General features: G+C 71.0%; 15 protein-coding genes and 3 tRNA genes. 8 read left to right on the top strand and 10 right to left on the bottom strand.

Annotation, left to right across the window (positions count from 1 at the left end; translation table 11 throughout):
• Positions 1 to 85: 85 nt before the first annotated feature.
• From MQN93_RS09100 to MQN93_RS09090, 3 genes are all read right to left on the bottom strand, one after another.
• Positions 86 to 159, bottom strand: a tRNA-Ile gene (locus tag MQN93_RS09100).
• A gap of 179 nt (positions 160 to 338) precedes the next feature.
• A tRNA-Asn gene (locus MQN93_RS09095) sits at positions 339 to 411 on the bottom strand.
• Between the two features lie 5 nt (positions 412 to 416).
• A tRNA-Asn gene (locus MQN93_RS09090) sits at positions 417 to 489 on the bottom strand.
• Positions 490 to 646: 157 nt separating this feature from the next.
• On the opposite strand from MQN93_RS09090, the gene MQN93_RS09085 reads away from it, so the two are divergent.
• The 4 genes from MQN93_RS09085 (at position 647) to MQN93_RS09070 (ending at position 6288) form a co-directional block, all read left to right on the top strand.
• Positions 647 to 952 (top strand): hypothetical protein, encoded by a 306-nt coding sequence (locus tag MQN93_RS09085; RefSeq protein ID WP_037782862.1) that lies wholly within the window; start codon positions 647 to 649, stop codon positions 950 to 952.
• A 101-nt stretch (positions 953 to 1053) separates the two neighbouring features.
• The gene (locus MQN93_RS09080) at positions 1054 to 2511 is read left to right on the top strand and encodes an FGGY family carbohydrate kinase (protein ID WP_016435412.1); all 1458 of its coding nucleotides are present in this window, start codon (positions 1054 to 1056) and stop codon (positions 2509 to 2511) included.
• Positions 2512 to 2626: 115 nt separating this feature from the next.
• On the top strand, positions 2627 to 4360 hold the full coding sequence (locus tag MQN93_RS09075; protein ID WP_016435411.1) for an ABC transporter ATP-binding protein: 1734 nt from the start codon (positions 2627 to 2629) through the stop codon (positions 4358 to 4360).
• Complete coding sequence (locus MQN93_RS09070) at positions 4360 to 6288, top strand: ABC transporter ATP-binding protein (RefSeq protein WP_016435410.1); 1929 nt, start codon at positions 4360 to 4362, stop codon at positions 6286 to 6288. Before MQN93_RS09075 ends, MQN93_RS09070 begins: the two co-directional genes overlap by 1 nt.
• A gap of 32 nt (positions 6289 to 6320) precedes the next feature.
• Here MQN93_RS09070 and MQN93_RS09065 read toward each other — a convergent pair whose 3' ends face one another.
• The 5 genes from MQN93_RS09065 to MQN93_RS09045 form a co-directional block, all read right to left on the bottom strand.
• On the bottom strand, positions 6321 to 7625 hold the full coding sequence (locus tag MQN93_RS09065) for an RNA polymerase sigma factor (RefSeq protein WP_037782467.1): 1305 nt from the start codon (positions 7623 to 7625) through the stop codon (positions 6321 to 6323).
• 102 nt (positions 7626 to 7727) lie between these two features.
• Positions 7728 to 9632 (bottom strand): DNA primase, encoded by a 1905-nt coding sequence (dnaG, locus tag MQN93_RS09060; RefSeq protein ID WP_016435408.1) that lies wholly within the window; start codon positions 9630 to 9632, stop codon positions 7728 to 7730.
• A gap of 29 nt (positions 9633 to 9661) precedes the next feature.
• Positions 9662 to 10927 carry an NAD(P)/FAD-dependent oxidoreductase gene (locus tag MQN93_RS09055; RefSeq protein WP_016435407.1) on the bottom strand — a complete coding sequence of 422 codons (1266 nt, stop codon included), beginning with the start codon at positions 10925 to 10927 and terminating at the stop codon, positions 9662 to 9664.
• A 168-nt stretch (positions 10928 to 11095) separates the two neighbouring features.
• Complete coding sequence (locus MQN93_RS09050) at positions 11096 to 12409, bottom strand: deoxyguanosinetriphosphate triphosphohydrolase (RefSeq protein WP_016435406.1); 1314 nt, start codon at positions 12407 to 12409, stop codon at positions 11096 to 11098.
• A 75-nt stretch (positions 12410 to 12484) separates the two neighbouring features.
• Positions 12485 to 13285: a sirohydrochlorin chelatase gene (locus tag MQN93_RS09045; RefSeq protein ID WP_242709048.1), complete on the bottom strand. Its 801-nt coding sequence runs from the start codon at positions 13283 to 13285 to the stop codon at positions 12485 to 12487.
• A 242-nt stretch (positions 13286 to 13527) separates the two neighbouring features.
• Here MQN93_RS09045 and MQN93_RS09040 point away from each other — a divergent pair, with 242 nt between their 5' ends.
• Both MQN93_RS09040 and MQN93_RS09035 read left to right on the top strand, forming a co-directional pair.
• Positions 13528 to 14199, top strand: coding sequence for a SanA/YdcF family protein (locus tag MQN93_RS09040; RefSeq protein WP_016435404.1), 672 nt, complete (start codon positions 13528 to 13530; stop codon positions 14197 to 14199).
• 113 nt (positions 14200 to 14312) lie between these two features.
• Entirely contained in the window at positions 14313 to 16412 is a 2100-nt protein-coding gene (locus MQN93_RS09035; protein ID WP_242709047.1) for a molybdopterin oxidoreductase family protein, read from the top strand.
• Between the two features lie 3 nt (positions 16413 to 16415).
• Here the strand turns inward: MQN93_RS09035 and MQN93_RS09030 are convergent, their stop codons facing one another.
• The gene (locus MQN93_RS09030; protein WP_242709046.1) at positions 16416 to 16850 is read right to left on the bottom strand and encodes a gamma-glutamylcyclotransferase family protein; all 435 of its coding nucleotides are present in this window, start codon (positions 16848 to 16850) and stop codon (positions 16416 to 16418) included.
• A gap of 141 nt (positions 16851 to 16991) precedes the next feature.
• Here MQN93_RS09030 and MQN93_RS09025 point away from each other — a divergent pair, with 141 nt between their 5' ends.
• Positions 16992 to 18644 carry a M4 family metallopeptidase gene (locus MQN93_RS09025; RefSeq protein WP_242709045.1) on the top strand — a complete coding sequence of 551 codons (1653 nt, stop codon included), beginning with the start codon at positions 16992 to 16994 and terminating at the stop codon, positions 18642 to 18644.
• Positions 18645 to 18766: 122 nt separating this feature from the next.
• On the opposite strand, the gene MQN93_RS09020 is transcribed toward MQN93_RS09025, so the two are convergent.
• On the bottom strand, positions 18767 to 19348 hold the full coding sequence (locus tag MQN93_RS09020) for an NADPH-dependent FMN reductase (RefSeq protein WP_242709044.1): 582 nt from the start codon (positions 19346 to 19348) through the stop codon (positions 18767 to 18769).
• A gap of 303 nt (positions 19349 to 19651) precedes the next feature.
• Between MQN93_RS09020 and MQN93_RS09015 the strand changes: the two genes are divergently transcribed.
• Positions 19652 to 20167, top strand: coding sequence for a hypothetical protein (locus tag MQN93_RS09015; protein ID WP_242709043.1), 516 nt, complete (start codon positions 19652 to 19654; stop codon positions 20165 to 20167).
• Positions 20168 to 20543: the final 376 nt, after the last annotated feature.

Below are 20543 nucleotides of genomic sequence, written 5' to 3'. Positions count from 1 at the left end.
GTCCGAGAAGAGCCCAAAGTCCCGCACCCACACGTCAGATGAGACGTTTCCGCAGGTCGAAACTTCCTGTATCAGGACGGGTGAGTGGGGCGGGTGGGACTCGAACCCACGGCCGACGGATTATGAGTCCGCTGCTCTAACCGGCTGAGCTACCGCCCCATAGCGGCGTGTCGCGCACATTTGTGCGCGCCGTCTGCCGCAGCATAGCCGCTCATACGATCTCCTGCTTCGTATGGTCGACTTCGCCTGCCCTTCAGGACTCCGCTGTGACCTGCGCGGTTCCCGGGGTTCGGGACCGGACATGAAAAAGGACCCCACCGGGGTCCTCGTTCAGCGTGCTCCCCCGACTGGACTCGAACCAGTAACCTGCCGGTTAACAGCCGGCTGCTCTGCCAATTGAGCTACGGAGGACCGAGCTCCCCCGACTGGACTCGAACCAGTAACCTGCCGGTTAACAGCCGGCTGCTCTGCCAATTGAGCTACGGAGGAATGCCTCGTTGCATCGAACGTACCTACCTGGGTATTCGCCAGGGGGCGCGCGCTCGCTGCGACACATACATTAGCGCAAGCAGGGGGGTGCTCCGCCAATCGGTTCCCCCGACACCGACGCTGCGCCATGGACCTGCACGAGGAAAGGGTGGCCGTCATGCGCTACAAGCTCACGTTCGTCGTCGGACTGGCTCTGGGTTACGTCCTGGGTACTCGTGCCGGGCGCGAGCGCTACGAGCAGCTGAAGAAGTCCGCTCGCCAGGTCGCGCAGAACCCTGCCGTCCGCAACACCGCGGAGTCGGCGGCCCAGCAGGGACGCCAGTTCGCCGGCAAGGCGTACCACGTGGTCAGCGACAAGGTGGGCGACCGTGTCCCCGAGTCCGTGACCCAGCGCGTGCGCTCCCTGCGCGACCGCAGCACCAACGGCGCGGCGGACGACGACTGGGGTACGAGCAACACGTAGAGCACCACGGAGCACCACGGAGCGGCACGTAGATCGTCCCGGCCGAGGGCGCGCCGCAATGCCACACGCCCGCACGGCGTACGGCCCATAGAATTTCGGTCATGGGGATAGTCGCCGGGTTGGACAGTGCGCCCGATTTCACTCGCATCGTCGTCTGCGACGCGGACTCGGGCGCCGTGCTCAGGCAGGGGTACGCCGCGCATCCCGTCGAGGGCGGCGAGGGCGGCGGCCGGCCCTCCGACGTCGACCCGCAGGCCTGGCTGCTGTCCCTCGGCGAGGCGGCCGGCGGCGGACTCCTCGAAGGTGTGCAGGCCATCGGTGTGTCGGCGCAGGCGAACGCGGTCGTGCCGCTCGACTCCCAGGGCAACACCGTGCGGCCCGCGATGGTCGGCGGCGACAAGCGGGCACAGGTCGCGGCGGCCGATCTGATCGACGCGCTCGGCGGGCGCGAGGCCTGGGCGCAGGCGGTCGGCTGTGTGCCACAGGCCGCGCAGCCCGTGACCAAACTGCGCTGGCTCGCGAAGAGCGAGCCCGACGCCGCCCTGCGCACCGCGATCCTGATGCAGGCCCACGACTGGCTGGTGTGGCAGCTGCTCGGGCGGCCGGTGCGCCGGACCACCGACCGGGGCGGCGCCTCCGGGACCGGCTACTGGTCGGCGGCCACCGGCAACTACCGCACCGACCTCGTCGAGTTGGCCCTCGGTCACCAGGCCATGCTGCCCGAGGTGATCGGCCCGTCGGACCCGGCCGGTACGACGCCGGAGGGGCTGCTGATCTCCGCCGGGACCGGCGAGACCATGGCCGCCGCCTTCGGGCTCGGCATCGGTCTCGGGGACGCCGTGGTCTCGCTCGGCGCCTCCGGGTCCGTGATGGCCGTCCACCGCGAGGCGCTCGTGGACAGCTCCGGGATGATCACCTCGCTGGCCGACGCGACCGGTATGCATCTGCCCGTCGTGACCACGTTGAACGCCGTACGGACCCTGCGCGGGACCGCCGAGCTGCTCGGGCTGCCCGATCTGGAGAGCCTGTCCGACCTGGCGCTGAAGTCGACGCCCGGCTCGCACGGTCTCGTACTGCTGCCCTATCTGGAGGGTGAGCGGACGCCGAATCTGCCGCACACCGCGGGGACCCTGGCCGGACTGCGGCGGGAGTCGATGAAGGCGGAGCATCTGGCGCGGGCGGCGTTCGAGGGCATGCTGTGCGGGCTCGCGGACGCACTGGACGTGCTGCGGGGCCGGGGGGTGGAGGTGCGGCGGGTCTTCCTGCTGGGGGCGGCCGCCGAACTGCCCGCCGTGCAGGCGGCGGCGCCCATGCTGTTCGGGGCGCAGATCGTCGTGCCGCAGCCCGCCGACTACGCGGCGATCGGTGCGGCCCGGCAGGCCGCCTGGGCGCTCGGCGCCTCACAGGGCACCCTCGATCCGCGCAATCCGCCGGCCTGGCAGGGTGCCGCGGCGGCGCAGGTCCTCGCGCCCGGCGACGAGCTGGCCGTGGGACAGGCGGTACGTCAGCAGTACGTTTCCGTGAGGGATCAGACACACCCGGGCGCTTTCCGCTCGTAAGGCGGTAAAGGGCACTGCTGTCGGCTTAATCGGTTGAGGTAACGCGGGTGGAGTGTCGGACGATAGGAGCCTCGGGCATCAAGCCCGCCCCACCGCCGACTCCGAGAGACGTAGCGTGCTCATACGACTTCTGCGGACCTATCTCAGGCCCTACAAGAAACCCATCGCCCTGCTGGTGCTGCTGCAGTTCCTGCAGACCTGCGCCACCCTGTACCTGCCCACACTGAACGCCGACATCATCGACAACGGTGTCGTGAAGGGTGACACCGGCTACATCCTCTCCTTCGGCGCCCTGATGATCGGCATCTCCCTGGTGCAGGTCGTCTGCAACATCGGTGCCGTGTACTACGGCGCCCGGACCGCCTCGGCCCTCGGCCGGGACGTGCGGGCCGCCGTCTTCGACCGGGTGCAGTCCTTCTCGGCGCGCGAGGTCGGCCAGTTCGGCGCGCCCTCGCTGATCACCCGTACCACCAATGACGTGCAGCAGGTCCAGATGCTGGCCCTGATGTCGTTCACGCTGATGGTGTCCGCGCCGATCATGTGTGTCGGCGGCATCGTGCTGGCCCTCGGCCTGGATGTGCCGCTGTCCGCGGTGCTGGTCGCGGTGGTGCCGACGCTGGGCATCTGCGTGACGCTGATCGTGCGGCGGCTGCGGCCGTTGTTCCGGGCCATGCAGACCCGGCTGGACACGGTGAACCGGGTGCTGCGTGAGCAGATCACGGGCAACCGTGTGATCAGGGCGTTCGTCCGGGACGAGTACGAGAAGGACCGGTTCAAGAAGGCCAACACCGATCTCACCGAGATGCAGCTGGCCACCGGCAACATGCTCGCGCTGATGTTCCCGATCGTCATGACCGTGGTGAACCTGTCGTCGATCGCCGTGGTGTGGTTCGGCGCGCACCGCATCGACAGCGGCGGGATGCAGATCGGCGATCTGACCGCCTTCCTCGCCTATCTCATGCAGATCGTCATGTCCGTGATGATGGCCACCTTCATGTTCATGATGGTGCCGCGCGCGGAGGTCTGCGCCGAGCGGATCCAGGAGGTCCTGGAGACCTCCTCCAGCGTGGTGCCGCCGGTGGCGCCGGTCACCGAGCTGCGCCGGCACGGGCATCTGGAGATCCGCGGCGCCGGGTTCCGCTACCCCGGTGCCGAGGAGCCCGTGCTCCGGGCGATCGACCTGGTGGCCCGGCCCGGCGAGGTGACCGCCGTGATCGGTTCGACCGGCAGCGGCAAGTCCACGCTGCTCGGGCTGGTCCCGCGGCTGTTCGACGCGACCGACGGCGAGGTCCTCGTCGACGGCACGGACGTCGCCACCCTCGACCCGAAGCTGCTGGCGAAGACGGTCGGTCTCGTACCGCAGAAGCCGTATCTGTTCGCCGGCACGGTGGCGACCAATCTGCGCTACGGCAATCCCGACGCCACCGACGACGAGCTGTGGCACGCGCTGGAGGTCGCGCAGGCCAAGGACTTCGTCAGCAAGCTGGAGGGCGGGCTGAACGCGCCCATCGCCCAGGGCGGTTCGAACGTCTCGGGCGGTCAGCGCCAGCGGCTCGCCATCGCCCGCACGCTCGTCCAGCGCCCGGAGATCTACCTCTTCGACGACTCCTTCTCCGCCCTCGACTACGCGACGGACGCGGCGCTGCGCGCGGCGCTGGCCGAGGAGACCGCGGAGGCGACCGTCGTCATCGTCGCCCAGCGGGTGGCGACCATCCGGGACGCCGACCGGATCGTGGTCCTCGACGAGGGCCGGGTCGTCGGCACCGGCCGCCATCACGAGCTGATGGACGACAACGAGACCTACCGGGAGATCGTGCTCTCCCAGCTGACGGAAGCGGAGGCTGCCTGATGGCCGGGCCGATGGCGCGGATGATGGGCCAGGGCGGCCCCGACAACCGCTCGATGGACTTCAAGGGGTCGAGCAAACGGCTGATCTCCCAGTTCAGGCCGGAACGTGTGACGATCTACGCACTGCTGCTGTGCGTGGTGGTCAGCGTCGGCCTCAGCGTGATCGGGCCGAAGATCCTCGGCAGGGCCACCGACCTGGTCTTCGCGGGGATCATCGGGCGGCAGATGCCGGCCGGGGCGAGCAAGGAGCAGGTCCTCGACTCGATGCGGGAGCGGGGCCAGGGCAGCATCGCCGACATGCTGCGCAGCACCGACTTCACGCCGGGCCAGGGCATCGACTTCGACGCGGTGGGCCGCGTACTGCTGCTCGCGCTGTGCACGTTCGCGGTCGCCGGTCTGCTGATGGCGGTGGCGACCCGGCTGGTCAACCGGACGGTCAACCGCACGATGTTCCGGCTGCGCGAGCAGGTGCAGGCGAAGCTGTCGCGCCTTCCGCTGTCGTACTTCGACAAGCGGCAGCGCGGTGAGGTGCTGTCCCGGGCGACCAACGACATCGACAACATCGGTCAGACGCTGCAGCAGTCGATGGGCCAGCTGATCAACTCGCTGCTGACCATCATCGGTGTGCTCGCGGTGATGTTCTGGGTGTCGTGGCTGCTGGCGCTGGTCGCGCTGGTGACCGTGCCGCTGTCGTTCCTCGTCGCCACCCGTGTCGGCAAGCGCTCGCAGCCGCACTTCGTGCAGCAGTGGCGCTCCACCGGCAAGCTGAACGCCCACATCGAGGAGATGTACACCGGCCACACGCTGGTGAAGGTGTTCGGGCGGCAGGAGGAGTCGGCCCAGCAGTTCGCCGAGCAGAACGACGCGCTGTACGAGGCCGGGTTCAAGGCGCAGTTCAACAGCGGGATCATGCAGCCGCTGATGATGTGCGTGTCGAACCTCAACTATGTGCTGGTGGCGGTCGTCGGCGGTCTCAGGGTCGCCTCGGGCGCGCTGTCGATCGGCGATGTGCAGGCCTTCATCCAGTACTCGCGCCAGTTCTCCATGCCGCTGACGCAGGTCGCGTCGATGGCGAACCTGGTGCAGTCGGGCGTGGCCTCGGCCGAGCGGATCTTCGAACTCCTGGACGCGGAGGAGCAGGAGGCGGATCCGGTGCCGGGCGAGCGGCCCGAGGAGCTGCGCGGCCGGGTTGAGCTGCAGAACATCTCCTTCAGCTACGACCCCGACAAGCCGCTGATCGAGAACCTCTCCCTGAAGGCCGAACCGGGGCACACGGTCGCGATCGTCGGCCCGACGGGCGCCGGCAAGACCACCCTGGTGAACCTGCTCATGCGGTTCTACGACGTCTCCGGCGGGCGCATCACCCTCGACGGCGTCGACATCGCGACCATGACCCGGGACGAACTGCGGTCCGGGATCGGCATGGTGCTGCAGGACACCTGGCTGTTCGGCGGCACGATCGCGGAGAACATCGCCTACGGAGCCTCGCGCGAGGTCACCCGGGGCGAGATCGAGGAGGCGGCGCGGGCCGCGCACGCCGACCGGTTCATCCGCACGCTGCCCGACGGCTACGACACCGTGATCGACGACGAGGGCTCGGGTGTCAGCGCCGGTGAGAAGCAGCTCATCACCATCGCGCGGGCGTTCCTGTCCGACCCGGTGATCCTGGTGCTCGACGAGGCCACCAGCTCCGTCGACACCCGCACCGAGGTGCTGATCCAGAAGGCGATGGCGAAGCTCGCGCACGGGCGTACGTCGTTCGTGATCGCGCACCGGCTCTCGACGATCCGGGACGCGGACACGATCCTTGTCATGGAGAACGGGGCCATCGTCGAGCAGGGCGCGCACACCGACCTGCTCGAGGCCGATGGGGCGTATGCGCGGCTGTACAAGGCGCAGTTCGCGCAGGCGGTGGCCGAGGTCGACTAGCGGCAGGGGGCCGCCGGAAGGCGGCCCCCTTTTCAGTCCAGGTAACCCCTCAATTGGTCCGCGAAGGCGTGGTCCCGCAACTTGTTCAGCGTCTTCGACTCGATCTGCCGTATCCGTTCCCGGGTCACGCCGAAGATGCGGCCTATCTCCTCCAGGGTGCGCGGGCGGCCGTCGACGAGGCCGTAGCGGAGCTGGACGACCTTGCGCTCGCGTTCGCCGAGCGTGGACAGCACGGCCTCCAGATGCTCCCTGAGCAGCAGGAACGCAGCCGACTCGACCGGTGACGTCGCGTCCCCGTCCTCGATCAGATCGCCGAGGGCCACGTCGTCCTCCTCGCCCACCGGGGCGTGCAGGGAGACGGGCTCCTGGGCCAGCCGCAGCACCTCGCTGACCCGCTCGGGCGGCAGGTCGAGATGGGCGGCGACCTCTTCCGGGGTCGGCTCGTAGCCCCGCTCCTGCAGCATGCGGCGCTGGACGCGGACGACGCGGTTGATCAGTTCGACGACATGGACCGGGACCCGGATGGTGCGGGCCTGGTCGGCGAGGGCCCGCGACATCGCCTGGCGGATCCACCAGGTCGCGTACGTGGAGAACTTGTAGCCGCGGGCGTAGTCGAACTTCTCGACCGCCCTGATCAGGCCGAGGTTGCCCTCCTGGACCAGGTCGAGCATGGTCAGCCCGCGGCCGACGTAGCGCTTGGCCACGGAGACCACGAGCCGCAGGTTCGCCTCGATGAGGCGGCGCTTGGCCATCCGGCCGAGCACGACCAGGCGGTCCAGGTCGAGCGCCAACTGGCTGTCGAGATCAGGGGTGTTGCTCAGTTTCTCCTCGGCGAACAGGCCGGCCTCGACCCGTCGGGCGAGTTCGACCTCCTCGGCCGCGGTGAGCAGCGGGATGCGGCCGATCTCGCGCAGATACTGGCGGAACAGATCGGAGGAGGGGCCCCCGGTGTCGGCGCGGACCCGCTCCACGATGGGGGTGTCCACCGGCTCGGCGGACTCGGCGGCCAGCGCCTCGGCGGGCGGTTCGGCCGGTTCGGGCGGACCGTCCGGGCCCGCCTCGGGATGGTGCGCGACACGGCTCTGCGGCGGGACCGCGACGAGGACGTCGGCCTCGGCGTCCGGCGCCGTGCCGTCCGTGGTGGTGTCGGTCTGTGTGAGGGTCTGGGTCTGCACGGGGGCGACCTCCAGGATGATCGCTGCTGAGGTGTGCGGCAGCGCTACTTCGGGAGCGGAGTCGGCGGCCACGCCGCTGTCCGTCCCGTACGCGATGAGCGGAACCGCGGGGGTGTGCGACCCGTGTGGGACGGGTCGGCCGCGCTCCGAGGACTCAGGCACCGGACCCAGTGTGGAGTACGACACATCGCCGCCACGAGGGGCGTGCGGTGACTTTTTGCAATCGGGTCGTGACCGCGCGGTTACCGTGTCCTGCGGCCCTGGTCAGAGAGCTGCGGCTCCGTGCTCCCGCAGTGCCTGGTCGTACTGCTGGAGTACCCACAATTCGTTCTGCACCGCGGCAAGTTGCGCCGGATCCCCGCCCGCGGACAGCCGGGCCATCTGCGACTGGATGTCGCGGATGCGGCGCTCGACGGCGCGGCGCCGGACCTGGACCAGCACCGTGCCCGCGTACACCTCGTCGACGGTGCGGCGCATGATCGGCTCCACCGCCAGCTCGGTCACCATCGCGCGCACGGCGTCGTCGGGCGCGGCCTCACGGACCCGGACCAGGTACTCCTGGGCGTCCTGCACACCGCCCTCGGCGCCGCCCGCCTCCATGATCGCGAGGCGCACGGCGGCGTACGGTGCGGCGGTGAACTCGTCGATGCCGTACGCGTCGAACGCCGGGGAGACCAACTCCGGTTGCTGGAGAGCCAGTTTGAGCAGTTCGCGTTCGGTGGCGTAGACGGGGTTGCGGAGGTTGAGGGCGGGGCCCGAGGCCCTGGGGGGCGCTGCCGCCTCGTACGTCTGCGCGCCCCGCCCGGCGGGGGCCGGGCCGCCCCTGCCGCCGCGGTCACGGGCCCAACGGGCCAGCTGGGCCACCCGCTTGACCACGAACTGGGTGTCCAGGATGCCGAGCATGCCGGCGAGCTGGACGGCGACCTCGTGCTGCGCGCCGGTGTTCTTGATGCGGGCGACGATCGGGGCCGCCTCGTCCAGGGCCGCGGCGCGGCCGGCTGGGGTGTCCAGGTCGTAGCGGACGACGATCTGGCGCAGCGCGAACTCGAAGAGCGGGGTGCGGGGTTCGACCAGGTCCGCCACCGCGTCGTCGCCCTTGGCGAGGCGCAGCTCGCAGGGGTCCATGCCGTCCGGCGCGATCGCGATGTAGGTCTCGGCGGCGAACTTCTGGTCGTCCTCGAAGGCGCGCAGGGCCGCCTTCTGGCCGGCCGCGTCGCCGTCGAAGGTGAAGATCACGCGCGCGCTGCCGTTGTCCATCAGCAGCCGGCGCAGGATCTTGATGTGGTCGCTGCCGAAGGCCGTGCCGCAGGTCGCGATCGCCGTCGTCACGCCCGCGAGGTGGCAGGCCATGACGTCGGTGTACCCCTCGACGACCACCGCGCGGGACGCCTTGGCGATGTCCTTCTTGGCGAGGTCGATGCCGTAGAGGACCTGGGACTTGCGGTAGATGGCGGTGTCGGGGGTGTTGAGGTATTTGGGGCCGTTGTCCGACTCGTAGAGCTTTCTCGCGCCGAAGCCGACGACGTCGCCGCCGATGTCGCGGATCGGCCACATCAGCCGGCCGCGGAAGCGGTCGATGGGGCCGCGGCGGCCCTCCTGGGCCAGGCCGGACAGGACCAGCTCCTTGTCGCTGAAGCCCTTGCCGCGCAGATGGCGGGTGAGGTGGTCCCAGCCCTGCGGGCTGTAGCCGACGGAGAAGTGCTCGGCGGCGGCCTGGTCGAAGCCGCGCTCGGCGAGGAAGGTGCGGCCGGTGTCGGCCTCGGGGCTGGTGGCCAGCTGCTCCATGTACCACTGCGCGGCGATCTTGTGCGCCTCGACCAGGCGGATGCGCTCGCCGCGCTGGTGGGTCGGGTTGTACCCGCCCTCCTCGTAACGCAGCGTGATGCCGGCCTGGCCCGCGAGGCGCTCGACGGCCTCCGAGAAGGAGAGGTGGTCGACCTTCATCACGAACGTGATGGTGTCGCCGCCCTCCTGGCAGCCGAAGCAGTGGAAGAGTCCCTTGCTGGGGCTGACCTGGAAGGACGGGGACTTCTCGTCGTGGAAGGGGCACAGGCCCTTGAGGTTGCCACCGCCCGCGTTGCGCAGCTGGAGGTACTCGGAGACGACGGCGTCGATCGGGACCGCGTCCCGTACCGCCTTCACGTCCTCGTCGTTGATCCGTCCTGCCACGCGTGAATTCTACGGTGGTGCACTGACAGCTAAGGGACGAGGCTTTCGAGCGGAACGTGCGGGTCCGCCAGTGCCTCCGTGTTCACCTGTGTCTTCGCGCGGATCAGCTTCTGGACGGGGTCCTTGACGTCCCACACGTTGACGTTCATCCCGGCGAGCACCCGGCCGTCCTTGACCCAGAACGCGATGAACTCACGCTTTCCGGCGTCCCCGCGGATCACCACTTCGTCGTACGAGCCCGGGGGCGCCCAGCCGTTGTACTCCATCCCCAGGTCGTACTGGTCCGAGAAGAAATAGGGCACACGGTCGTAGGTGACGTCCCGCTCGAGCATCGCGCGGGCCGCGGCCGGGCCGCCGTTGAGGGCGTTGGCCCAGTGCTCGACGCGCAGCCGGGTGCCGAAGAGGGCGTGCGGGAAGGAGACGACGTCGCCGGCCGCGTGGATGTCGGGGTCGGAGGTGCGCAGCCGCTCGTCGACCACGACGCCGCCGCCGTGTTCCCGGGCGGCGATCTCCAGGCCCGCCGCCTCGGCGAGCCCGATGCGCGGGGCGGCGCCGATCGCCGCGAGGACGTCGTGGGCGGGGTGCTCCTCGCCGTCGTCCGTGCGGGCGGCCAGCACCATGCCGTCCTGGCCGACGATCTCCGTAAGCCTCACCCCGAAGCGGAAGCGGACGCCGTGCTCGCGGTGCAGATCCGCGAAGAGGCTGCCGAGCTCGGGGCCGAGGACCCCGTGCAGCGGGGTCGGGGCGGGCTCGACGACGGTCACCTCGGCGCCGTACTCCCGGGCCGCCGCCGCGACCTCCAGACCGATCCAGCCGGCGCCCGCGATCACGAGGTGGCCGTTGTCCCGGCCCAGAGCGCTCAGCACTCCCTTGAGCCGCTCGGCGTGCGCGATACGGCGCAGGTGGTGGACGCCCGCGAGGTCGGTGCCCGGAATGTCCAGGCGGCGCGGTTCGGCGCCGGTGGCCAGCAGCAGCTTGTCGTAGCGGACGAGGGTGCCGTCCTCGCCGAAGCGGACCGTCTTGGCCGTGCGGTCGATGGCCTCGACGGTCTCACCGAGGTGCAGCTCGATGTCGTTCTGCGCGTACCAGGCGGGTTCGTGGACGAAGACGCTGTCGCGCTCCTCCTTGCCCAGCAGATAGCCCTTGGAGAGCGGGGGGCGCTCGTAGGGGTGGTCGCGCTCGTCGCAGATCAGTATCACGCGGCCACTGAAGCCCTCCGCTCGGAGCGTCTCGGCCGCCTTGGCGCCGGCGAGTCCGCCTCCGACGATGACGAATGTCTGATCCGCGTCGACCACTTGATGCCTCCTACGGGGTGTCCGAGGGGTGTCTCCTCAGAGAACACTGCGGGTGCCGCCACATGCGAGCGTCCCGCACGCAGCGTGATGGGGGAAGAGGGAGTGGCCCGATCAGGCCACGGAGGGTCACAATCGGGCGCGTTCGGCGTCACTTACGTCCCGTCAGTCTCATGGATGCCCCGTCAGACGCGCGTGAAGCGAGCGGGCCGAGGCGTCGGTGAGGGACGCGATCTGGTCGACGATCACGCGCTTGCGGGCGCGGTCGTCACCGGCCCGGTCGAACAGGGCGCGGAACTGCGGGTCCAGGCCGTCCGGGGCGCGGGCGGTGAGCGCCTCGGCCAGTTCGGCGACCACGATCCGCTGGTCGGCCCGCAGCCGCTCCTGCTCGGCGCGCTGCATGACATAGCGGTCGGCGACGGCCTTGAGGACCGCGCACTCCAGCCGGGTCTCGCGGGGTACGACGAGTTCGGCGCCGTAGCGGGTCAGGCGCCCGGTGCCGTGTCTCGCGCGCGTGGCGGCCTCCGCGGCGAGGCAGAAGCGGCCGATGAGCTGGCTGGTGGCGTCCTTGAGGCGGGCCTGGGCGACCGCCGAGCCGTCGTAGCCGTGCGGCCACCACTCCTGGTCCTGGAGGCGGTCGAGGGCGGCGGCCAGTTCGGCGGGGTCGGTGTCCGCCGGCACATAGCGGCCGACGGCGACCGCGAAGACCGACTGCCGCTCGGGCTCGGCGTGCAGGCAGTTGGGGTCGATGTGTCCCGCGTGCAGACCGTCCTCGACGTCGTGCACCGAATACGCCACGTCGTCCGACCAGTCCATGACCTGGGCCTCGAAGGTGGCGCGGGTGCCGGGCGCCTCCTTGCGGACCCAGTCGAAGACGGGACGGTCGTCCTCGTAGACACCGAACTTCCGGGAGCCGGGGTCGGTGGGGTGGTCGCCGCGGGGCCAGGGGTACTTGGTGGCCGCGTCCAGGGCGGCGCGGGTGAGGTTGAGGCCGACGGAGCGGGAGCCGCCTTCGGTGAAGCGCTTGGGTTCGATGCGGGTGAGCAGCCGCAGGGACTGGGCGTTGCCCTCGAAACCGCCGCAGTCCTCGGCGAATTCGTTCAGCGCCTGCTCGCCGTTGTGCCCGAAAGGCGGGTGGCCCAGGTCGTGGGAGAGACAGGCCGCCTCCACCAGGTCCGGGTCGCAGCCGAGGGCCGCGCCCAGCTCCCGGCCCACCTGGGCGCATTCGAGGGAGTGCGTCAGGCGTGTACGAGGACTGGCGTCCCAGGCCTGACTGCGGGCCCCGGGGGTGACCACCTGGGTCTTGCCGGCCAGCCGGCGCAGGGCCGCGGAGTGCAGCACGCGCGCGCGGTCGCGCTGGAAGGCGGTGCGGCCGGGGCGCTTGTCGGGCTCGGTGACCCAGCGCTCCACTGCGGACGCGTCGTAGCCGGGCGGCGGGACGTGGTTCTCGTAAGCCTGCGGCGCGATGCCTGCGATGCCTTCCATGCTCCCGACAGTAGAGGCACGGACCGACAATCGGGACGTCAGGTGCCGTTTCAGGCCGAGGGCGTCAGGTGCCAGTCAGGCCGAGGCGAGCTCGGGGCCGGTCAGCGTGGCGGGCCTCGCCAGGGCCTGGTCGTAGCGGTGCAGGATGAGGCGGGTCATGGCCGGGTGGGTGCCGAGGGGGGCCGAGGCGATCCAGGGGGCCGCCTCGGCGCACTCCGTCGCGAAGCGGCCGGGGGCGGTGAAGTACGAGGCCACGGCGACCCGGTGGCGGCCGCTCGCGGTCAGGGCCCGTACCGCGTCCGGGACCGCCGGCGCGGCGGCGGAGGCGTAGGCGGGGACCACCGGGACGCCCAGGCGCTCGGCGAGCAGCTGCGCCGTGCGGCCGGTGTCCACCCTCGACTCCGGGTCGCGGGACCCGGCGGCGGCGAGGACGACGGCGCTGCTGCGGCGCGTCGCCTCGTCCTCGGGGGTGCGCCAGCCGGCCTCGGCGAGCCGGGCGCGGAGGACCTCCACGAGGAGCGGGTGCGGGCCGAGCGCACCGGCCACGCGTGCGCGTACCGCCGACTCCGCGGCCATCTCGGGGATGTCCCGCTTGATGTGGTAGCCGCGGCTGAGCAGCAGCGGGACGAGCACCGCCTCGGCGGTGCCCAGGGAGGCGAGGGTGTCGGGGAGCAGCGGCTCGTTGAGTTCGATGTGCCCGAGGCGCACGGGCAGACCGGGGCGCTGCCGCCGGATGCGGTCCAGGAGCGCCTCGACGGTGCGCAGGGCGCGCGGGTCACGGCTGCCGTGCGCCACGACGACGAGCGCGGGCGGCTCCGCCCACGGCCCGGTCAGGAACTCGCCACGAGGAGCCGGTGATCTGCGCGTCACTGTCATGCGCCGATGGTGTCGGCGTCACGTTGCCGTCCCGTTGCGCGCGCGTGACGGGCGTTTACGGGCAGTTCACGGTGGCGCGGGTGAGGACTGTGAACCGATATGACCTGCGGTTTCCTCACAGGGAGTGAGTCTGCTCACGTGGCGTGCCGCGAACCGTGGCGCCTGACAGGACGTCTCTGACTGTCGACACAAGAGATACAGGGGATACAGGGGCTCGGCGGGCCGACAGGGAGGGGCGTCCCATGCGCAGACCACGTCTGCCACGCACGCGTACCGGTCAGCGGCGGCTGCTGCAGGCCGTGATGGCCGGGTGCGTCCTCGCGCTGCTGCCGGCGACCTGGATGTACACGGTCACGGGCGACCGGCTGCGCACGACGGCGGACGTGCCCCGCACCGACGTCGCCGTCGTCTTCGGCGCGGGCCTGTGGGACGGCGAGCCCTCGCCGTATCTCGCGCACCGTCTGGACGCGGCGGCGCAGTTGTACCGCGCAGGCCGGATCAAGGTCGTGCTGGTCACCGGCGACAACAGCCGCGAGGACTACGACGAGCCGGACGCCATGCGCGCCTACCTCACCCGGCACGGCGTTCCCGGCGGGCGGATCGTCAGCGACTACGCCGGCTTCGACACCTGGGACTCCTGCGTCCGCGCGAAGAAGATCTTCGGCGTCGACCGGGCCGTACTGATCAGCCAGGGCTTCCACATCCGGCGCGCGGTCGCGCTGTGCCAGGCGGCGGGCGTGCGCTCGTACGGGATCGGGGTCCAGGACAAGCACGACATCACCTGGTACTACGGCGGCACCCGGGAGGTCCTCGCGGCCGGCAAGGCGGCCCTGGACGCGGTCTTCCACCCCGACCCGCGCTTCCTCGGGCCGAAGGAGGCGGGGGTGTCGAAGGCGCTGGCGAGCGCCCGGTGACGGTGCGGAAACGGGACGCTCACGCCGGGGCGGCCGGGGCGGGGAGGTCGCCGTCCCGCTCGCGTAACAGGGGGCCGTCCCGCACGTAACACGACCGAAGCACGCTGAGGGACATGCAGACCTCCGCGACGCCCACGCACTGCCCCTACTGCGCCCTGCAGTGCGGGATGAACCTGACGCCCGTGCCCGGGGGCACGGTCGAGGTGAGCGAGCGCGCGGACTTCCCGGTGAACCGGGGCGCGCTGTGCGGCAAGGGCCGTACGGCACCGGCCGTGCTGTCGAACCGGGTGCGCCTGACCACCCCCCTCGTGCGTGAAGGGGGCACGCTGGTGCCCGCCGGCTGGGACGAGGCACTGGACCGGATCTCCGAGGGACTGCGCCGGACGCGTACGGAGCACGGCCCGGACGGGGTCGGCGTGTTCGGCGGGGGTGGACTGACCAACGAGAAGGCGTACGCGCTCGGCAAGTTCGCCCGGGTGGTGCTCGGCACCTCGCAGATCGACTACAACGGGCGCTTCTGCATGTCGTCGGCGGCGGCAGCGGGCACGAAGGCCTTCGGCCTGGACCGCGGGCTGCCGTTCCCGCTGGAGGACATACCGAGGACGGGCTGCGTGATCCTCGTCGGGTCGAACCTCGCCGAGACCATGCCGCCGGCGCTGCGGTTCTTCAGCGAGCTGAAGGAGAACGGCGGCACGCTGATCGTCGTCGACCCGCGCCGGACGAGGACCGCGGAGCAGGCCGATCTGCACCTCGCGCCCCGCCCGGGCACGGACCTCGCCCTCGCGCTCGGTCTGCTGCACCTGGTCGTGGCGGAGGGGCACGTCGACGAGGCGTACGTCCAGGAGCGCACGGACGGCTGGGAGGAGGCGCGGGCCGCGGCGATGGCGCACTGGCCGGAGCAGGTGGAGCGGATCACGGGGGTGTCCGTTCCCCAACTACGCGAGGCGGTACGGCTGTTCTGCGCGCCCGAGGAAGCGATGGTGCTGACCGCGCGCGGGCCCGAGCAGCAGTCCAAGGGCACGGACACGGTGGGCGCGTGGATCAACCTGTGCCTGGCCACCGGCCGGGCGGGCCGTCCGCGGTCCGGCTACGGCTGTCTGACCGGGCAGGGCAACGGCCAGGGCGGGCGCGAACACGGCCAGAAGGCCGACCAGTTGCCCGGCTACCGCAAGCTGGACGATCCGGCCGCACGGCGGCATGTGGCCGAGGTGTGGGGCGTGGACCCGGACGCGCTGCCCGGGCCGGGACGCAGCGCCTACGAACTGCTCGACGCCCTGGGCACGGACATCAGGGCGCTGCTGCTGATGGGCTCCAACCCGGTGGTGTCGGCTCCGCGGGCGGCGCATGTCGAGGGGCGCATCCGGTCGCTGGACCTGCTGGTGGTATGTGACATTGTACTGTCCGAGACCGCCGCCCTCGCCGACGTCGTCCTGCCCGTGACCCAGTGGGCGGAGGAGACCGGCACCACCACCAGCCTGGAGGGCCGCGTCCTGCTGCGGCGGCAGGCGATCACCGCCCCCGAGGGCGTCCGCAGCGACCTGGAGGTCCTGCACGAACTCGCCGACCGGCTCGGCGTGGAGAAGGGCTTTCCGACCGACCCGGAAGAGGTCTTCGAGGAGCTGCGGCGGGCCAGCGCGGGCGGCCCGGCCGACTACTCCGGGATCACCTACCGCAGGCTGGCGGAGGAGAACGGGGTGTTCTGGCCGTGTCCGCAGGATTCGCCCGATGAGGAGCCGGCGGGCTCGGTCCACCCCGGCACCCCTCGCCTCTTCCTGGACCGTTTCGCGACCGCGGACGGGCGGGCCCGGTTCGCGCCCGTTTCGCACCGGGCGATCGCCGAGGAGCCGGACGAGGAGTACCCGGTGCTGCTGACGACCGGCCGGGTCGTCGCCCAGTACCAGTCCGGCGCGCAGACCCGCCGCGTGGAGGAGCTGAACGCCGCGGCGCCGGGCCCGTTCGTGGAGCTGCACCCGCGGCTGGCGGCGCGGCTCGGGGCGGCGGAGGGGGACCCGGTGGCGGTCGTCTCACGCCGGGGCCGCGCGGTGGCGCCGGCCCGCATCACGACGGCGATCCGTCCCGACACCGTCTTCATGCCCTTCCACTGGCCCGGCGAGGGACGCGCCAACACCCTCACCAACCCCGCGCTCGACCCCACCTCGAAGATGCCGGAGTTCAAGGCGTGCGCGGTGCGCCTGGAGGCCGTACGGACGTGACGCTCACCTGAACCTGGGCCTGAGCCTGCGCCTGAGCCGCCAGTCGCCGCTCTCGATCGGCTTCCTGCGAGCGCGCAGGCATGCGGCGACGGCGGGGGCGGCCAGGTAGACCCAGGCGCGTACGGCGGTTCCGTCGCCGACCCGGACGACATCGCGCTCGACGCGCTCGTAGAGGCTGTGCGGATCCCCGGGGACGTACTCCTCCAGGTGGTCGAGGGTCACGAGCAGTTCGTCGTAGTCCTGCGGCCGCGCGGTCACCACCTCGCCGTGGACGATGCCGCCGAACTCCTCGACGGCGTACGGATAGCCGGGGCCGTCGTACAGCACCGCGTCGTTCAGTCGTCCCGGCTCCTCGCTCGCGGTGCGGCCGTGCAGGAACGCGCCGTGGTTGGGCTCGCCCGCGAGGAGGGTTCCGTAGACGAAGAACGGGAGTCTCACAAAAACGATTCTTACTCCTCACATACCTCCTCGTCCGCGCTATGGACCTTGATCTGTCATGGCCTCTTAAATCTCAGTCAATAGGCAGTACCAGTCAGTAGCGCTCCCCCACGCGCCCTTGGCGCCTTCCCGAGGAGATCGATGAGTCGGATACGTATCGACGTCCGGGGCTCCCGTCGTCTGGCCGCACTCGGCGTGGCCGCAACCACCGCCACCCTGCTGGCCTCCGCGCTCTCCCCCGCCGCCGTCGCGGACGACCGGCCCACCCGGGCGGGCGCGATCGAGAACGCGGCGGCCGCGCTGCTGCAGCACGCCGCGAGCCTCGGACTCACCTCCGACGAGGGCACCAAGGTGCGGGACGTGATCGTCGACAGCGACGGCACCCAGCATGTGCGCTACGACCGGACGTACCGTCATCTGCCGGTCCTGGGCGGCGACTTCGTGGTCCACGTGGCACGCGACGGCGCCTTCCGCAGCGCCGACCGCGCGACGCGCAGCAAGATATCCCTCGCCTCGGTCGACCCCTCCATACCGGCGCCGAAGGCGGCCGACCTCGCGGCGAACGCGCTGCGGGCGGTCAATCTCGGCGAGACCCTCAAGAAGCTGACGGCCAAGCCGCAGCTGGTCGTCGACGCCCTGCACGGAGCGCCGAAGCTGGCGTGGCGGACCAGTGTCGTGGCGCAGGACTCGCTGGGCAACCCGGTCTCCCGCACCGTCCTCACGGACGCGCGCACCGGCTCGCAGATCGACGCCTGGGACGACATCGAGACGGCGACGGGCGACGGCAAGTCGCTGTACAGCGGCACGGTGCCGCTGGAGACGACGAAGTCGGGATCGACGTACCAGCTCAAGGACGCGACGCGGGGCGGGACGTACACCGGTGACGCGGCGGGCCAGTCGGACCTGTGCATCCTGACCAGCATCTGCATCACCCGCGCCCCCTCGACGGTGTTCACCGACGCGGACAACCACTGGGGCGACGGGACGAGTGCGGACCGTGCATCCGCCGCCGTGGACGCGCAGTACGGCACCGACATGACCTGGGACTTCTACAAGGACGTCTTCGGCCGCAACGGCATCGGCAACGACGGCAAGGGCTCCTACAACCGCGTCCACTACGGCAACAAGTACAACAACGCCTTCTGGGACGACAGTTGCTTCTGCATGACGTACGGCGACGGTGACGGTACGACGCTCGGGCCGATGGTGGGCCTGGACGTGGCCGGTCACGAGATGACGCACGGCGTGACCTCCAAGACGGCGGGGCTGACGTACTCCGGCGAGTCCGGCGGTCTGAACGAGGCGACCTCCGACATCCTCGGCACGCTGGTCGAGTGGCACGCGAACAACCCCTCCGACCCCGGCGACTACCTGATCGGCGAGAAGATCGTCCGCTCCGGCTTCGGCGCCAAGGCGCTGCGCTTCATGGACAAGCCCTCCAAGGACGGCCAGTCCGCGGACTACTGGAGCAGCTCGGTCGGCGATCTCGACGTCCACTACTCCTCCGGAGTCGCGAACCACTTCGCCTACCTCCTGGCGGAGGGCAGCGGCGCCAAGACCATCAACGGCGTCAGCTACAACTCCCCCACCGCCAACGGCAAGTCGGTCACCGGCATCGGCCGCGACAAGCTCGGCGAGATCTGGTACCGCGCCCTGACCGTCTACATGACCTCCTCGACGGACTACGCGGGCGCCCGCACGGCAACCCTGAACGCGGCAAAGGACCTGTACGGCGCGGACAGCACGGAGTACGCCGCTGTGGGGGCTGCTTGGAGCGCGGTGAATGTGAACTGACGCCCTGTGGACGGAAGTTCATGGGCAGCGGAGTCCTGGTCGGGGCCGGGCTCCGCTGCTCGTTTTCCTGCGCGCACCGCTCGGAAGGCAGGCACGGCGACCCACCCGCCCCGCACGCGCTCCTAGCCGCTGTACGCCCGCTTCTCCCGCGCCTCCCTCAACCCCAACCCCCACCACACCAGTTGATCCAGCATCACCTTCGCCGCAGCGTCCGCCGCTGTCGGGTCCTTGAGGCGGCCCTCCTCGAAGGAGGTGCCGGCGTTGTGGAAGGAGACCGTGTCGCGGAGGGTGACGGCGTGGAGTTCGGCGAAGACCTGGCGGAGGTGTTCGACCGCGCGCAGGCCGCCGGAGAGGCCGCCGTAGGAGACGAGGGCGACGGGCTTGGCGCGCCATTCGGTGAAGTGCCAGTCGATGAGGTTCTTGAGGCCGGCCGGGTAGGAGTGGTTGTACTCGGGGGTGAGGACCACGAAGGCGTCGGCGGCGGCCAGTTTCGGGGTGACGGCGGACAGGGCCGCCCGCGCCTCGGCGGTGGGGGCGAAGGTCGTGGGGAGGTCGGTCTCCGCCACGTCCAGTACGTCCGGGGCCAGGTCGTCCCGGTCGCGCATCCGGTCCAGGAGCCAGTCGGCGACGACGGGGCCGAACCGGCCGTGCCGGTTGCTGCCGACGACGAGGGTGACGGCAAGGGGCGCTTCTGTGATCTGCATGCACCCCACCCTCATACCTCAACCTTTGTTGAGGTCAAGCGCACGCCGCCGGCGCCGGGTCACCCGTTCACACGCGCACCCTGCGCCCTTCGGGTTCTCTTGCCCCGAGCCCTCGCTGCACGCCGGTGACCTGCACGAAGTCCGCCCGGGACACCCACGCGCACCCCGAGCTGACACCCATTCACCACATTTCTGACGCCGCTTCAGGAAGCGGGCTCGGCGCGCTGCGACTTACCTCGGAAAGGCAACAGGACGCCCCACAGGGCACCACACAGCACACCGAGGAAGCTCGAAGGAGCACCGATGCGATGTACCGCCCGACTGCTGACCGGCATCTCGCTCGCCGTCGCAGCCGCAGGCATCCTCACCGCGCCCGTGTACGCGGCCGGCGGCGCCACCCTGGAGGTGTTCCCCTCCTCGGCCGTGCCCGGCGGCCAGGTCACGGTGAACACCGCGGGCTGCACGGGCGGCACGGCGGCAGGTGACGCCGGCTCGGTGGGCGCGGGTGCCTTCACGCTGGCGCCGAGCGCGCACGAGAACGAGGCCATCGGGCAGTTCCAAGTGCCGTCGAGCGCCCAGCCGGGGACGTACGAGATCGTCGCGAAGTGCGCCGAGGGCGGCCGCCCGATCAAGGGCGATCTGACGGTGACCCCGGCCGAGGCGCGCGGACAGGCGCCGCGCGGAAGTGTGAAGACGGGGGTCGGCGGCGCTCTGGGCCCCGATCCCGTGCAGACCGCGGCAGGCGTGGCGGCTCTCGCCGTCGCCGCCGCGGGCGGTACCTGGCTCCTGCATCGCCGGGCGAGAGGCGACGGGATCTGACGGACACCCTCCGCTGTTCGTCCGCCGGTACCGCATGTCCCTCCCCCTCCGGGTCCGACGCCCCTCGCGGCCCGGAGGGGGACCGGGTCCGTCCACCTCCCTCGCGGCCCGGAAGGGGACTGGGTCCGTCCACCCCCCTGGCGGCCCGGAGGGGGACCGGTCTCTCCACCCCCTTCGCGGCCCGGAGGGGGATCGGGTCCCTCCCCCCCCTCGCGGCCCGGAAAAGGATCGAGTCCGTCCCCTCCCCCCACGGCCCGGAAGAGGACCGGGTCCGTCCACCCCCCCCTCGCGGCCCGGAAGAGGACCGGGTCCCTCCCCCCCCCTCGCGGCCCGGCGCGAAACCCGGGTCCCCCCCCACCCCCTCGCGGCCCGGCGC

The organism is Streptomyces spinosisporus, assembly GCF_022698145.1.
In the GTDB taxonomy this organism is placed as follows: domain Bacteria; phylum Actinomycetota; class Actinomycetes; order Streptomycetales; family Streptomycetaceae; genus Streptomyces; species Streptomyces spinosisporus.
Note: the sequence above shows the minus strand (reverse complement) of the source record. Positions and strands in the feature narration are given on the sequence as shown.

Excerpts from the sequence above, each read along its gene's own strand:
- MQN93_RS09040 (WP_016435404.1), top strand. The coding sequence starts at position 13,528 with ATGCGCAGACCACGTCTGCCACGCACGCGTACCGGTCAGCGGCGGCTG.
- MQN93_RS09070 (WP_016435410.1), top strand. The coding sequence starts at position 4,360 with ATGGCCGGGCCGATGGCGCGGATGATGGGCCAGGGCGGCCCCGACAAC.
- MQN93_RS09025 (WP_242709045.1), top strand. The coding sequence starts at position 16,992 with ATGAGTCGGATACGTATCGACGTCCGGGGCTCCCGTCGTCTGGCCGCA.
- MQN93_RS09080 (WP_016435412.1), top strand. The coding sequence starts at position 1,054 with ATGGGGATAGTCGCCGGGTTGGACAGTGCGCCCGATTTCACTCGCATC.
- MQN93_RS09045 (WP_242709048.1), bottom strand. The coding sequence starts at position 13,285 with ATGACAGTGACGCGCAGATCACCGGCTCCTCGTGGCGAGTTCCTGACC.
- MQN93_RS09085 (WP_037782862.1), top strand. The coding sequence starts at position 647 with ATGCGCTACAAGCTCACGTTCGTCGTCGGACTGGCTCTGGGTTACGTC.
- MQN93_RS09050 (WP_016435406.1), bottom strand. The coding sequence starts at position 12,409 with ATGGAAGGCATCGCAGGCATCGCGCCGCAGGCTTACGAGAACCACGTC.
- MQN93_RS09035 (WP_242709047.1), top strand. The coding sequence starts at position 14,313 with ATGCAGACCTCCGCGACGCCCACGCACTGCCCCTACTGCGCCCTGCAG.
- MQN93_RS09015 (WP_242709043.1), top strand. The coding sequence starts at position 19,652 with ATGCGATGTACCGCCCGACTGCTGACCGGCATCTCGCTCGCCGTCGCA.
- MQN93_RS09020 (WP_242709044.1), bottom strand. The coding sequence starts at position 19,348 with ATGCAGATCACAGAAGCGCCCCTTGCCGTCACCCTCGTCGTCGGCAGC.